This is a genomic window from Cupriavidus sp. Agwp_2, assembly GCF_040784895.1.
In the GTDB taxonomy this organism is placed as follows: Bacteria; Pseudomonadota; Gammaproteobacteria; order Burkholderiales; family Burkholderiaceae; genus Cupriavidus.
In genome coordinates, this window is record NZ_CP088083.1 from 1,662,840 (window position 1) to 1,676,160 (window position 13,321).

At 68.3% G+C, this 13,321-nt stretch carries 12 protein-coding genes; 9 read left to right on the forward strand and 3 right to left on the reverse strand.

The annotated features are described in order from the left end of the window. Positions 1–39: 39 nt before the first annotated feature. From LPA45_RS07730 to LPA45_RS07770, 9 genes are all read left to right on the forward strand, one after another. Positions 40–822 (forward strand): SDR family oxidoreductase, encoded by a 783-nt coding sequence (locus tag LPA45_RS07730; RefSeq protein WP_116322570.1) that lies wholly within the window; start codon positions 40–42, stop codon positions 820–822. Between the two features lie 69 nt (positions 823–891). Next, positions 892–1,680, forward strand: coding sequence for a crotonase/enoyl-CoA hydratase family protein (locus LPA45_RS07735; protein ID WP_116322571.1), 789 nt, complete (start codon positions 892–894; stop codon positions 1,678–1,680). 26 nt (positions 1,681–1,706) lie between these two features. Next, complete coding sequence (locus tag LPA45_RS07740) at positions 1,707–2,165, forward strand: MaoC family dehydratase (RefSeq protein WP_116322572.1); 459 nt, start codon at positions 1,707–1,709, stop codon at positions 2,163–2,165. 129 nt (positions 2,166–2,294) lie between these two features. Then, positions 2,295–3,299, forward strand: coding sequence for a tripartite tricarboxylate transporter substrate binding protein (locus LPA45_RS07745; RefSeq protein ID WP_158577729.1), 1,005 nt, complete (start codon positions 2,295–2,297; stop codon positions 3,297–3,299). 20 nt (positions 3,300–3,319) lie between these two features. Further along, the gene (locus LPA45_RS07750) at positions 3,320–5,215 is read left to right on the forward strand and encodes an acyl-CoA synthetase (protein WP_158577730.1); all 1,896 of its coding nucleotides are present in this window, start codon (positions 3,320–3,322) and stop codon (positions 5,213–5,215) included. 2 nt (positions 5,216–5,217) lie between these two features. Continuing rightward, a complete protein-coding gene (locus LPA45_RS07755; RefSeq protein WP_116322575.1) occupies positions 5,218–6,228 on the forward strand; it encodes a tripartite tricarboxylate transporter substrate binding protein in 1,011 nt (336 codons plus the stop codon). 47 nt (positions 6,229–6,275) lie between these two features. After that, positions 6,276–8,087 (forward strand): acyl-CoA dehydrogenase C-terminal domain-containing protein, encoded by a 1,812-nt coding sequence (locus LPA45_RS07760; RefSeq protein WP_116322576.1) that lies wholly within the window; start codon positions 6,276–6,278, stop codon positions 8,085–8,087. Positions 8,088–8,131: 44 nt separating this feature from the next. Further along, positions 8,132–9,112: a nitronate monooxygenase family protein gene (locus LPA45_RS07765; protein WP_317922467.1), complete on the forward strand. Its 981-nt coding sequence runs from the start codon at positions 8,132–8,134 to the stop codon at positions 9,110–9,112. Positions 9,113–9,142: 30 nt separating this feature from the next. Then, positions 9,143–9,454 carry a putative quinol monooxygenase gene (locus LPA45_RS07770; protein WP_317922466.1) on the forward strand — a complete coding sequence of 104 codons (312 nt, stop codon included), beginning with the start codon at positions 9,143–9,145 and terminating at the stop codon, positions 9,452–9,454. Positions 9,455–9,591: 137 nt separating this feature from the next. On the opposite strand, the gene LPA45_RS07775 is transcribed toward LPA45_RS07770, so the two are convergent. Genes LPA45_RS07775 through LPA45_RS07785 form a run of 3 tightly spaced genes read right to left on the reverse strand, consistent with a single transcriptional unit; the run spans position 9,592 to position 13,278 of the window. Continuing rightward, the gene (locus LPA45_RS07775) at positions 9,592–10,581 is read right to left on the reverse strand and encodes a xanthine dehydrogenase family protein subunit M (RefSeq protein ID WP_199414697.1); all 990 of its coding nucleotides are present in this window, start codon (positions 10,579–10,581) and stop codon (positions 9,592–9,594) included. 1 nt (position 10,582) lies between these two features. Beyond that, positions 10,583–11,068: a (2Fe-2S)-binding protein gene (locus LPA45_RS07780; protein WP_116322578.1), complete on the reverse strand. Its 486-nt coding sequence runs from the start codon at positions 11,066–11,068 to the stop codon at positions 10,583–10,585. Positions 11,069–11,079: 11 nt separating this feature from the next. Then, complete coding sequence (locus LPA45_RS07785; protein WP_116322579.1) at positions 11,080–13,278, reverse strand: xanthine dehydrogenase family protein molybdopterin-binding subunit; 2,199 nt, start codon at positions 13,276–13,278, stop codon at positions 11,080–11,082. Positions 13,279–13,321: the final 43 nt, after the last annotated feature.

Here is a 13,321-nt window from a genome sequence, read left to right on the forward strand (position 1 = left end):
GTGCTTTGACAGCATCCATCCCTCAGCAAGGAGACAGCAATGACAGTAGTGGCAAATCTTTTCGACCTGAAGGGCCGCACGGCCCTCGTCACCGGCGGATCCAGCGGCCTGGGGCTGCAGATTGCCGAAGCGCTCGGCACGCAGGGCGCGCGCGTGGTGATCTCGGCGCGCAAGGCGGACGCGCTGCAATCGGCGCAGGCGCACCTGGCCAGCCTGGGTGTTGACGCGAGCTGGATCGCCGCCGACAACGCGGCCGAGGACGATGTCGAGCGGCTCGCCAATGAAGCGATGGAACGCCTTGGCAAGGTCGACATCCTGGTCAACAACGCGGGCGCAACGTGGGGCGCGGCCACGGCCGACCATCCGCTGGCCGCCTGGGACAAGGTCATGAACCTGAACGTGCGCGCGATCTTCCTGCTGACGCAGAAGATCGGGAAGCTGTCGATGCTCCCGAACCGCTACGGCCGCGTGATCAACCTGGCCTCGATTGCCGGCCTGAAGGGCAATGGTCCCAAGGGCCAGCCGACGCTTGCCTACAACACCAGCAAGGGCGCGGTCGTGAACCTCACGCGCGCGCTCGCCGGCGAATGGGGGCCGTACGGCATCACCGTCAACGCGCTCGCACCGGGCTTCTTCCCATCGAAGATGACCAGGGGAACGATCGAGAAGGTCGGCGTCGAGAAGCTGTCGGAACGCGCGCCGCTGCAGCGCATCGGCGACGACGACGACCTGAAGGGCGCTGCGTTGCTGTTTGCCAGCGACGCGGGCAAGCACATCACCGGCCAGATCCTCGCCGTCGACGGCGGCCTGACCGCGGTCTGAGTCCATCCACCCCATCCACCCTTGTCCCTTGTCTCTTATCCCGATCCACCTCAAGCACAGGAAGCCATCATGAGCACCGCAGCAGGAACGCCCGAAGTCCGCATGACGATCGAGGACCATATCGCCATCATCTCGCTCGACAACGCAGCCAAGAAGAACGCCATCACCCCGGAACTGATGCAGCAGCTGTCACAGCGGCTGACCGAATTCGACAACGACGACAACCTGTGGGTGGCAGTGCTGGACCCGGCCGGCGAGCACACCACGGCGGGCCTCGACATGCCGAAGTTCTTCGGCCCGACCGCCACGGCAAAGCCGATTCCCGACGACCAGGTCGATCCGTTCGGCCTGCGCAAGCGCTGCCGCAAGCCCGTGATCTCGGTGGTGCACGGCATCACCTACACCATCGGCATCGAGCAGATGCTGGCTTCGGACATCGTGATCGCGGCCGATACCGCGCGCTTCTGCCAGCTGGAATCGAAGCGCGGGATTGCCCCGCTTGGTGGCGCGCATTTCCGCTACCTGACGCGCACGGGCTGGGGCAATGCCATGTATCACCTGTTCCTGTGCGACGAATTCTCCGCGCAAGAGGCATACCGCTGCGGCTTTGTGCAGGAGGTCCATCCGTACGGGCGCCACCGCGAGCGCGCGATGGAAATTGCCCGCGCGATCGCCAGGGTGGCGCCGATCGGCCTGCGCGCCACCAAGGCGGCGGCGCTGACCTATATCGAGCATGGCGAGCAGGCGGCCATCGCGGTGATCCCGCAGGTGCGCGAAGAGGTCTTTGCGTCGGAGGATTTCAAGGAAGGCATCCAGTCCTTCGTTGAACGTCGCGAAGCCCGGTTCACGGGGCGTTGAGAATCGGCTGGCCCAGGGGAGCACCCATGCAGACCTTCACGTCAATCGAAGCCCTGAAGGCATTCCAGGGCAAGGAGGCCGGGCCCGGCGACTGGCATCAGGTCACGCAGCAGGCGGTCGACCTGTTTGCGCAAGCCACGGGCGACGACCAGTGGATCCACGTCGATCCGGAGCGCGCCAGGCGCGAGTCGCCGTTCGGCGGGCCGGTCGCGCATGGGTTGCTGACACTGTCGCTGCTGCCGATGCTGATGGCGCAAGTGACGCAGTTCGAGGGCGTGCGGGCGCGGATCAACTACGGCCTGAACCGCGTTCGCTTTACCGCACCAGTACATGTCGGCGCAAGGGTGCGCGTCCGCGCTGTCCTGCAAGACGTGGATGACGCAGGCGAGGGCGGCGTGAAGGTGACCTGGGCCGTCACGTTCGAGCTGGAAGGCGCGCCCAAGCCCGTCTGCGTCGCGGAATCGCTGGCCAGGCTGCATTTCTAGGCCAGCGCCCTCGTCGGGAACCCGGATATCAGGCGGTGCCGCGCGATGCCTTGCGTCGCGCGGAAGGCGACCTGCGCCCTGCGCATGGCGCCGGGCCCGGGAATGATAAAGAAAACTGGAGACAACAAGATGGCATTTCTCGCATGGAGGTGTCGCTGCGCGAGGCTCGCGGCGGCGTCGCTGCTGATCCTCGGCACGGGAGCCGGCAACTGCGCGCTGGCGCAGTCGCCGGGCCGCACGCCCGCCTCACTGATCGTTCCTTACCCGGCCGGCAGTTCGTTCGACATTGTCGCGCGGCGGATCCAGGCCGACCTTGGTACGCGCCTGAACCGTGTGGTCGTGGTCGAGAATCTCGGCGGCGCATCGGGATCGCTGGGCGCGCAGCGCCTGCTCAAGGCCGACGGCGAGACGCTGGCGATGCTGGTGGCCTCGCCGAACGAACTGACGCTGCCGCCGCTGGCCATGAAGAGCGTTCGCTACAAGCCGGAGGACTTCCGCATGGTCGCGCAACTGACCTCGGGCGTGCTGGCGGTGATGGCACGGCCCACCTACCCGGCGAACAGCCTCAGGGAGTTGATCGACAAGGCAAGGCAGCCCGGCGCGCAGCCGCTGTCGTTTGCCAGCACGGGTGTCGGTTCCATCTTCCACATGGTGGGCGTCGACTTTGGCCGGCGCCTCAGCCTTCCGGTCAATCACGTGCCCTACAAGGGCGGCGCGCCCGTCATGCAGGACCTGATGGGCGGCCAGGTGGATATCACGTTCCTGCCGCTGATTCCCGGCTACATCGAGGCGGCGAAGGCCGGCAAGATCAAGGTGCTGGGGATCCTGTCAGCGGAGCGGCATGCCGCCTTGCCGGAGGTCCCGTCCGTTGACGACATTGCCGCATTGCGTGGCTTCCACTACGCGATGTGGACCGGCCTGTTCGTGCCTTCCAGGCTGCCGAAGGCGACTGCCGAGGCCGTCGGCAAGGCCGCCAGCGCGATCGTCGCCGCCCCGGCTTTCCGGGATTGGGTCGCCGAGCGCGGCAATTCGGCCGGCACTCCCATGGATCTGGAGCAGGCCGCCACGTACTACCGCCAGGAGTCCGACCGCTTTTCGCGGCTGGCACGCGACATCCAACTTGAACGCGAATGAGCCTTGCAATGGAGCGCTCCATGACTGCCCAGATGCCTGATTACTGGACCGACGAAGTCCTCTTGAACGAATCCGAGGTGGCGCGATTCGAGCAGGTGCCGCTTGCGGCCCGCAAGCTGCCGGCCTCGACCTACGAGATGCTGATGGACGGTTGTGCCATCGCACCGTCCAAAGTCGCCATCCACTATTTCACCGACGGCGCCCGTCCGCTGGAGACTGCCCGCCAGGTCACCTATGCCGAACTGCGGGCAAAGGTCCACCAGACGGCCAACCTGCTTGGCGACCTTGGCGTCGGCAAGGACGACGTGGTGTCGGTGCTGCTGCCGGCGATTCCCGAGTCGCAGTTGGTGCTGTGGGGCGCGCAGGCGGCCGGCATCGTGAATCCGGCGAACTGGATGCTCGAGCCGGACATCCTGGTGCAGATGTTCCGCGCGGCCGGCACCAGGGTATTGGTGGCGTATGCCGGCGACGGGAACACCGGGATCTGGGCCAAGGCCGAGGCCGTCGCGCGTGGGCTGCCGTCGCTGGCGGCCGTGATCCGCGTGGGCGGTACCGGACCGGCACCCGCCGCGGTGAACGGCGTGCCCGTGATCGACTTCGCGGCAGCGGTGGAGCGCTATCCCGCGGACCGGTTGCTGTCCGGGCGCGTCTTTTCGGCCGACGACACGGCATCCCTCTTTCATACCGGCGGCACGACGGGCGCGCCGAAGCTGGCGCGCCACCTGCACCGCAACCAGGTGTTCTGGGTGTGGGCGTCGAAATACCTGTCGGGTTTCGACTCGACGGAGGTGAGGCTGGTCGGCGTGCCGGTCTTCCACGTCGCGGGTGCCGTGGTCGGCTGCTTCGGCCCGCTGGCGAAGGGTGCGACGGTCATCCTGATGACCGCCGCCGGCTTCCGGCATCCGTCAGTGCTGCCGAATATCTGGCGGATCGTTGATGTCACGCGGGCCAACATGCTGACGCTGGTGCCGACGCTGGTCAACCAGGTGCTTTCGGTCCCGATGGACGGCGCTGACATCTCGACGCTGAGCTACGTCGCTTCCTCGACGGCGCCGTTGTCGACCACCGTCGCGCAGGCGTTCCATCGGATGACCGGGCTGCGGATCCGGGAAAGCTGGGGCATGACCGAGACGACCGCCGTGACGTGCATCACGCCGCCGATCGAGCAGGTCAAGGTGGGCAGTTCGGGCGTGCGCCTGCCGTACACCCAGGTGCGGATCGTGCACCCGGACGGCGAGGGGGCGAGCGACTGCGCGCCGGGCGAGTCCGGGCTCGTCATCGTGCGCGGGCCCTCTGTCTTCCCCGGCTACCTGGGGCAGGAGTCGGCCGCGCGCTGGTTCGACGGCGAGTGGCTGGATACCGGAGACCTCGGCTACCTCGACACCGATGGCTGGCTATGGATCACCGGGCGCGCCAAGGACCTGATTATCCGCGGCGGCCACAACATCGACCCGAAGATGGTGGAGGAAGTCCTGTTTGGCCATCCGGCGATCCAGGATGCCGCCGTGGTCGGGGCGCCGGATGCGCATGCCGGGGAGGTGCCGGTCGCCTACGTGGTGCTGAAGCCGCAGGCGACGGCTTCCGCGCAGGCCGTGCTGCAGTACGCGGCCGAGCACGTGCCCGAGCGCGCCGCGATTCCCCGGCATTGCTTCGTGCTGCCGGAGATGCCGAAGACGTCGGTCGGGAAGATCCAGAAGAACCTGCTGCGTGTCGACGCCATCGAGCGGATGTTCCGCGCCGCGCTCGACGGTATCGGCCGCGGTTCGGACACCATTGTGCAAGCCACCGACCGGGGCAGCCGCGGCTTCTTCGTCGAGGTCCGCGTGCCGGCGCGCGATGCGGACGATGCCGCCCTGGCCGACGCGCTGCGCAGCTTTACCGTCCCCTATGCAGTCCGAACCGCCGAAGGAGCCTGACCATGACCCGACCCATTGACCGACGAACGGCAGGCAAGTGGCTGTTTGCCGGCGCCGCCACGGCAGCCACCGCCGGCCTGCCGCGCGCGCTGCTGGCGCAGCCGGCCTTTCCGTCAAAGACGCTGCAGCTCGTCGTGCCCTATCCGGCAGGCGGCACGACCGATGTGGTGGCCCGTACGCTGGCGCACGGCTTGTCGGCTCGCGCTCCTGCGCCGGTGATCGTAGAGAACCGGCCCGGCGGCTCCAGTTCCATCGGCACCGGCTTCGTCGCCCGCGCTGCGGCGGACGGCCACACGCTGCTGGTAACCACGGGCAGCACCGTGACGCTGCTGCCGCATACGCAGGGGCTGCCGTTCGATCCTCTGAAGGCGTTGGCGCCGGTGGCGGAGCTGGGCCGCACGCCGCTGTTCCTGTATGCCAATCCCCGCATCCCTGCGAAGGACCTGAAGGGGCTGGTCGCGTGGATGAAGGCCAATCCCGGGAAGATCACCTACGGGTCGTACGGGCAAGGCACGCAAGGGCACTTCGGTGGCGTGATCCTGGGCAAGGCGGCGGGGGTGGACATGCTGCACGTCCCGTTCCAGGGCGGCGCGCCTGCGCTGCAGGCCCTGGTTGGCGGCCATGTGCAACTGCTGATCGACGCGTACCAGCCGGCGATGGAGCAGGTAAAGGCAGGCAGGGTGCTTGCGCTGGCGGTGTCGAGCCCGGAACGCAGCCCGTACGCCCCTGCCGTGCCGACCTTCCGCGAGCTGGGCCTGCCGCAGGTCGAGTCCATCAGCGGGTTCTTCGGCATGTTCGCGCCCGCGGCGACAAAGCCCGAGACCGTTGCCGCGCTGAGCCGGCTGGTCTCCGGCATCACTGCCTCCGATGCCTATCGGCAGAGCCTGGCGAAGCTGGGCGTCCTGCCGCCGCAGGCCCTGGGCCCGGCGCAGATGGGCCAGTCGATCCGGCAGACCCATGCGGCCTGGGCGAAGTTTGTCCGCGACATCGGCTATCGGCACGGCGACACCTGACCGCAGCGGGTTGCCCCATCCATCGCATTCACCAACAAGGAATTGCTGTGTCTACACAATACAAGGCTCCCGTCGACGACTATGTGTTCTTGCTGCATGACGTGATCGCGCCGGTCGCGCCGCATGCGCTGGGCGATATGGCGCGCGACGATACGCGCCAGGTGCTCGAACAGGCCGCCCGGTTCTTCGAAGAAGTCTGGGCGCCGCTGGACGGGCCGGCCGACGCAGAAGGCTGCCGTTTCGAAGACGGCGTGGTGCGGACGCCAGCCGGCTACCAGGCAGGCTACGCCGCGCTGTGCGAGGCCGGCTGGAACCGCGTGTCGGCTCCGCAGGCATGCGGCGGCGCCGGACTGCCGGAAGCTATCGGGCAGGCGGTGCGCGAGTTCTCTGCATCGGCCTGCAATTCGCTCGGTCTCTATGCAGGGCTGACCGCCGGCGCGCATGCCACCATCCGCCGCACCGGCGAGCCATGGATGTTGAGACACGTCGTGCCGCCGATGGTGGACGGGCGCTGGGCCGGCACCATGTGCCTGACCGAGCCGCATTGCGGCACCGACCTGCGGCTGATGAAGACCCGCGCGGTGCCGCAGCCGGACGGCAGCTGGCGGCTGAGCGGCACCAAGATCTTTATCTCCGGCGGCGACCAGGACCTGACCGAGAACGTCATCCACCTGGTGCTGGCCAAGGTGCCGGACGAGAGCGGCCGCATCCACGACGACCTGTCGACGGTCCGGCTGTTCCTGGTGCCCAAGCGCGTCGTGGATGCGGATACGGGCACGCTGGGCGGCCCCAACGGCGTCGTCGTGGCCGGCATCGAGCACAAGATGGGTTTGAAGGGCAGCGCCACCTGCACGATGTCGTTCGAGCATGCGCTGGCGTATCCGCTGCGCGAGTCGAGCCAGCCGGCCGGCTCGCAGCGCAAGTCGTCCGCCGGCATGAGCGGCATGTTCGACATGATGAATTCCGCGCGCCTCGGCACCGGGCTGCAGGCCCTGTCGTCGGCGACACGCGCCTATGGGCATGCGGCCGGCTACGCCCGTGAACGGCTGGCAGGCCGTGCGGCGAAGGCTGAGGACCGCACCGGCGGCGCGGCGGATCCCATCGTGGTCCACCCGGACGTGCGCCGGCTGCTGCTGAAGCAGGCGTCCTTCCTGGAAGCGGCCCGCGCGCTGGCATTGCAGGTCAGAACGCTGCTCGACGAGCCGGACGACGCGCTGCACGGCGAACGCAGCGCCATCGGCAGCCTGCTGACCCCGGTGGTCAAGGCGTTCTTCAGCGACCGTTCGTTCGAGTCCGCCAATGACGCCATGCAACTGATGGGCGGGCACGGCTATATCCGCGACAACGGCGTCGAGCAGCTCGTGCGCGACAGCCGCATCTTCCAGCTCTACGAAGGGGCCAACGGCGTGCAGGCGCTGGACCTGGCGCTGCGCAAGCTGCCCGCCGGTGGTGGCCGCGCCCTGGCCGGCTTCCTCGATCTGGTCGAGGCCACGGCGTCGGAGGCGGGGCAGCACGAATCGCTTCGCCAGCATGCCGACGCACTACGGCAAGCCGCGCAACAGGTCCGTGCCTGCGGCAAGTGGTTCGCCGACCCGGCGCGGGACCCGCACGACGCCGGGGCGTCGTCCAGCGACTTCCTGGCCATGATGGGCATCGTTGCCTGCGCATGGATGTGGCTGCGGATGTCACAGGTGGCGCTGGATCTGCTGCCTGCCGCGGAAAACAAGCCATTCCTCGAACGCAAGCTGGAACTCGCCCGCTACTGGTTCGCGCGGGAACTGCCGCTGGTGCCGGCGTTGCGCCAGCGCGTCGAAACGGGCGCAGCCTGCCTGATGGCAATGCCGGCCGAACGGTTCTGAGCGGCATTCCGATTCAGTCCATTCATTCCTGAGGAGATTTGCCGATGAAGACACAGATCACGGAGATGTTCGGCATCGAGCATCCGATTATCCAGGGCGGCATGCACTACGTCGGCTTCGCCGAACTGGCCGCCGCGGTATCCAATGCGGGCGGCCTGGGGACCATTACGGCGCTGACGCAGCCGGACCCCCAGTCGCTGGCGCGCGAGATCCGCCGCTGCCGGGAAATGACCGACAAGCCTTTCGGCGTCAACCTGACGTTTCTTCCCGCACGCAATCCGCCGGATTACCCCGGCTACGTGCGGGCCATCATCGATGGCGGTGTCAGGGTCGTCGAGACCGCCGGCAACAATCCGCAGAAGTGGCTGCCGATGCTGCACGAAGCCGGGATCAAGGTGATCCACAAATGCACATCGGTCAGGCATGCACTGAAGGCCGAGAGCATTGGCTGTGATGCGGTCAGCGTGGACGGTTTTGAATGCGGCGGCCATCCCGGCGAGGATGACGTGCCCAACTTTATCCTGCTGCCCCGCGCCGCGGATGAACTGCGGGTGCCGTTCGTCGCCTCGGGCGGCATGGCCGACGGCCGCTCGCTGGTGGCGGCGCTGGCGATGGGCGCCAGCGGCATCAACATGGGAACGCGCTTCGTGGCGACACACGAAGCCCCGGTACACCAGAAGGTGAAGCAGGCAATCGTCGCGGCCACCGAGCTGGATACGCGGCTTGTGATGCGCCCGCTGCGCAATACCGAGCGCGTGCTGAACAACGCCGGGGTCGAGCGATTGCTGGAGAAGGAACGGCGGCTCGGGAGCGAGATCGCGTTCTCGGACATCGCCGAAGAGGTGGGCGGCGTCTATCCGCGCGTCATGAAAGACGGCGACCTGGACGCGGGCGCGTGGTCATGCGGCATGGTCGCCGGACTGATCCACGACATTCCCGGGGTCGGGGAACTGGTTGAGCGGATCATGCGCCAGGCGGAGGAGATTGTCGCGCAGCGGCTTCAGGGGATGCTGGCGCGCGGCTGAACACAGCGGATACCAGAGGAGGAAACAGCAATGCGTGGAATTATTGCGAAGATCAGGATCAAGGAAGGCCGGGCGGCTGAGTTCGAAGCACTGGCGGATGGACTGGTGACCGAGTCGCGCCGTGAAGAAGGCTGCCTGTCATACGACCTGTGGCGCTCGGACGAAGCGGGTGAATACGTCTTCATCGAGCGTTATGCGGACGAGGCGGCAGCGCAGGCCCACGTCAAATCCGATCACTATCGCCGGATCGGTCGCCAGATGGGAGCGCTGATGGACGGTGCGCCGACCGTGTTCAGGCTTGCGGCACCGGCATCCGGTGCCGGCGTGGCTCCGGACAAATAGGCCGCCTTGTACGGCCTGCAAGGGGGTACGGTCGCAGGCAGCGTTACAGCAAAGCGTCGTCTCTCCCGGGCCCACCTGGGGCGCCGGGATTTGTCCCGCGGTCAATCCGCGGGTTCTTTTTTCCTGCTGCGCGCAGGTCACGATGCCGCCGCCTCACGCAACGCGCGCTCCACCGCCCGCACGGCGATCGCACGCTTGGTCGCATCCGCGCTCTTGGGTGGAATTGCCTGCATGGCGGTCACCAGCGCGTCATGGAATTCCGGCTTGTCATGGCGCTTGCCCTGGATCGCGGCTTCCACCGACGCCAGCCGCCACGGCCGGTGCGCCACGCCGCCCAGCGCAATGGCGGCGCGCTTGACGGTCTTGCCTTGCAGCGTCACCGCCGCCGCCACGGATACCAGCGCTGACTGGTAGGCGGCGCGGTCACGCACCTTCAGGTAGACGCTGCGGCGCGCCAGCGCGCCACGCGGCACGATGATCCGCACCAGCAGTTCGTGCGCCTTCATGTTGTGGTCGCGTTGGGGCGTGGTGCCGGGCGTGCGCAGGAAATCCTGCGCCGCCAGAACGCGCTCGCCGCTCGGGCCGCGCACCACGATCTGTGCGTCCAGGGCGGCCAGTGCGACCGCGAGGTCGGACGGATGGGTGGCGATGCAGGCGCCGCTGCGGCCGAACAGTGCGAAGGCACGCGTGGCACCGGCAAGCAGCGCGGCGCAGCCGGAACCGGGCGTGCGCTTGTTGCAGGGAACGTCGGTGGTGCCGTTGCGGAAGTAGGGGCAACGGGTGCGTTGCAACAGGTTGCCGCCCACGGTGCCGGCGTTACGGATCTGCGGAGAGCCGATCTGTTCGAGTGCCTGGGCCATGGCCGGGCATTCGCGCACGACATCGGCGTCGGCGGCCACGTCGCTGAGGCGCGCGAGCGCGCCGATGACCAGTGCCGAGCCGGTCATCGAGATCTGGCTCAGTTCGGCGATGCCGCTCAGGTCGACCAGCGTGCCGGGCGCACAGATGCCTTCGCGCATCAGGTTGAGCAGTTCGACGCCGCCGGCGATGCACATCGTGTCTGCTGCGCCGATGGCTGCCAGGGCATCGGCGACGCTGGTGGCGCGCACGAAGGCGAATTCGCGCACGTCAGCCGCCTCCGCCCGGATGCTCGCGGGCGTAGTCGAGCACGGCTTCGACAATGTTGGGATAGGCGCCGCAGCGGCACAGGTTGCCGCTCATCCAGGTGCGTACCTCGTCCGCCGAGCCGGCATGGCCCTCGGTCACGCAGGCCAGCGCGGACATGACCTGGCCGGCGGTGCAATAGCCGCACTGCAGGGCGTCGTGGTCGACAAAGGCGCGCTGCAGGGCATGCAGCTTTTTGGCCGAGGGCGCCAGGTCCTCGATGGTGCGGACGGTATGGCCGTGCGCCATCACGGCCAGCATCATGCAGCCGAGCACGCGCCGGCCGTCGACGTGGAGGGTGCAGGTGCCGCACTCGCCCCGGTTGCAGCCGAGCTTGGTGCCGGTCAGGCCGAGCGCGTCGCGCAGGACATCGGCCAGCGTGGCGCGGGTATCGACGGTCAGGTCGCGGGGGATGCCGTTGACGGTCAGGTGGATGGCGGTGGTTGGCATGCCGGGCTTCGTCAGTGCAAGAGGGTATCGAGCCGGATCGGCAACCGGCGCACGCGCACGCCGGTGGCGTGGTACACGGCGTTGGCGATGGCCGCGGCAATGCCGACGATGCCCAGCTCGCCTACGCCTTTGCTGCCGAGCGGGTTGGCCTTGTCGTCCAACTCTTTCACCAGGATCACGTCGATGGCCGGCACGTCCGCGCAGGTCGGCACCAGGTACGACAGCAGGCTGGCGTTGACAAAGCCGCCCGCCACCGGATCGGAGACCGACTCTTCCAGCAGCGCCATGCCGATGCCACCGACGATGCCACCGGCCAGCTGGCTGCGCACCAGCAGCGGGTTCACAACTTGCCCGACGCCGAAGGCGCTGACCACGCGGCTGACGCGCGGGACCGGTATGTCGATGTCGACCACCACTTCGACGAAATGCGCGCCAAAGGACAGCATCGGCCCCGGCGCAGTGGCGGGTGGGGCCGTATTGGCACTGGCATCGAGCGACGCGCCGCCGGCGGCAACGATGCTGTCAAAGCCGACGCCCTGTGCCGGCGATGCCGTCAGGAAGACGCGGCCGCCGCCGGTAGCCATCGCATCGACCGGCTTGCCCGTGAGCGCGGTGCCCGGCTGCGCCGCGGCGGCGGCGAGCAGCTTGCCGCGCAGGTCGTGGCTGGCCGCGAGCACCGCGGAACCGACGCTGGCGAGCGTGCGCGAGCCGCCCGACACGGTGGTGCGGGGCAGGGCGGTGTCGCCGATCTCGACCTTGACGCGGGCCAGCTCGGTGCCGACTGCATCCGCGGCGATCTGGGCCAGGGCGGTGCAGATGCCCCCGCCCATCTCGTGCGTGCCGCTCCTGACGGTAAGCACGCCGGCCGCGTCCATCGATACGCTGGCGGACGCGGGCGAACGGTTGACGGGATACGCCGCGCTGGCCATGCCCCAGCCGATGCGCTGGCCCTGCGCGTTGCGCATTGAACCGGGCACGGGCTGGCGCGCGGACCAGCCGAATTTCCGCGCGGCACGCTCGTAGCACTTGCGCAGGCTGTTCGAGGTCCATGCCACGCCTGACACCGGGTCGGTGCCGGCGAAGTTCTTGAGCCGCAGCGCGACCGGGTCCAGGCCGAGCGCCACGGCCAGCTCGTCCATCGCGCTTTCCAGCGCGAAGAAGCCGGTGGCTTCGCCGGGCGCGCGCATGGTGGTGGGCGTGGGCAAGTCGAGCCGCACCAGCGAGCGGCTGACTTGGCCCGACGGGCAGGCGTAGATCATGCGCGTGCGCGACGTGGCCGGCTCGAAGAAGCTGTCGTTCATCGAAGTCGTGGTTTTTGCGCTGTGCGTCAGCGCCTTGAGCGTGCCATCGCTGCCGGCGCGCAGCGTCAGCTGCTGCTCGGTGTGCGGACGGTGGCCGACCATCGAGAACATCTGCGCGCGGGTAAGCGCCAGCGCCACCGGCCGCCCGACCCGCTCCGCGGCCACGGCCGCCAGCAGCACGTGCGGCCAGGTCAGCCGCTTGGCACCGAACGAGCCGCCGACAAACTTCGACACCACGCGCACCTTCGCCACGGGCAGGCCAAAGCAGGCGGCCACCATCGCCTGCTCGCCGCGCATCCATTGCGAACCGTCGTGCAGCGTGAGCGTGCCGCCCTGCCAGGCGGCAACGACGGCGGTGCGCTCCATCGGATTGTGGTGCTCGAACGGTGTGAGGTAGGTCTGGTCGACCAGCACATCTGCTGCGGCGGGCGCGACGGCGGCGGGCGTTGCCGCGGCCCAGCGGAAGTTATGCATCGGCGAGGCGGCGGGGCGCGCGACCAGGTGCGCGGCGGGAATGACCGTGGCCGGCTTGGGCGAGTAGCGCACGACCAGGCTGTCGGCGGCAAACTCCGCGGCCTCGCGGTTGTCCGCGACAACCACGGCGATCGCCTGGCCAAGATGGACGACCTTGTCGTCCTGCAGCGGCAGGCGTCGCTGGCCGGCCGCGGTGGGGAAGGGGTCGGTGACCTGGAAGCGGCGGCAGTCGGCGGCGGTGATGATGTCGAGCACGCCAGGCACGGCGCGGGCAGCGCTGTCGTCGATGGACAGGACGCGCCCCTTCGCGATCGCACTGGCGCGGATAACGGCATGCGCCGCATTGGCTGGGGCGGCATCGGCGGCGTACTGCGCGCGCCCGGTGACCTTGGCATGGCCGTCGATGCGCGGTACGGATTTCCCGACTGACGGCATGGTCGGCCCTCCTCCCACATCGCAAGAACTCTAGTACATGAAA

Excerpts from the sequence above, each read along its gene's own strand:
- LPA45_RS07730 (WP_116322570.1), top strand. The coding sequence starts at position 40 with ATGACAGTAGTGGCAAATCTTTTCGACCTGAAGGGCCGCACGGCCCTC.
- LPA45_RS07735 (WP_116322571.1), top strand. The coding sequence starts at position 892 with ATGAGCACCGCAGCAGGAACGCCCGAAGTCCGCATGACGATCGAGGAC.
- LPA45_RS07740 (WP_116322572.1), top strand. The coding sequence starts at position 1,707 with ATGCAGACCTTCACGTCAATCGAAGCCCTGAAGGCATTCCAGGGCAAG.
- LPA45_RS07745 (WP_158577729.1), top strand. The coding sequence starts at position 2,295 with ATGGCATTTCTCGCATGGAGGTGTCGCTGCGCGAGGCTCGCGGCGGCG.
- LPA45_RS07750 (WP_158577730.1), top strand. The coding sequence starts at position 3,320 with ATGACTGCCCAGATGCCTGATTACTGGACCGACGAAGTCCTCTTGAAC.
- LPA45_RS07755 (WP_116322575.1), top strand. The coding sequence starts at position 5,218 with ATGACCCGACCCATTGACCGACGAACGGCAGGCAAGTGGCTGTTTGCC.
- LPA45_RS07765 (WP_317922467.1), top strand. The coding sequence starts at position 8,132 with ATGAAGACACAGATCACGGAGATGTTCGGCATCGAGCATCCGATTATC.
- LPA45_RS07770 (WP_317922466.1), top strand. The coding sequence starts at position 9,143 with ATGCGTGGAATTATTGCGAAGATCAGGATCAAGGAAGGCCGGGCGGCT.
- LPA45_RS07780 (WP_116322578.1), bottom strand. The coding sequence starts at position 11,068 with ATGCCAACCACCGCCATCCACCTGACCGTCAACGGCATCCCCCGCGAC.
- LPA45_RS07785 (WP_116322579.1), bottom strand. The coding sequence starts at position 13,278 with ATGCCGTCAGTCGGGAAATCCGTACCGCGCATCGACGGCCATGCCAAG.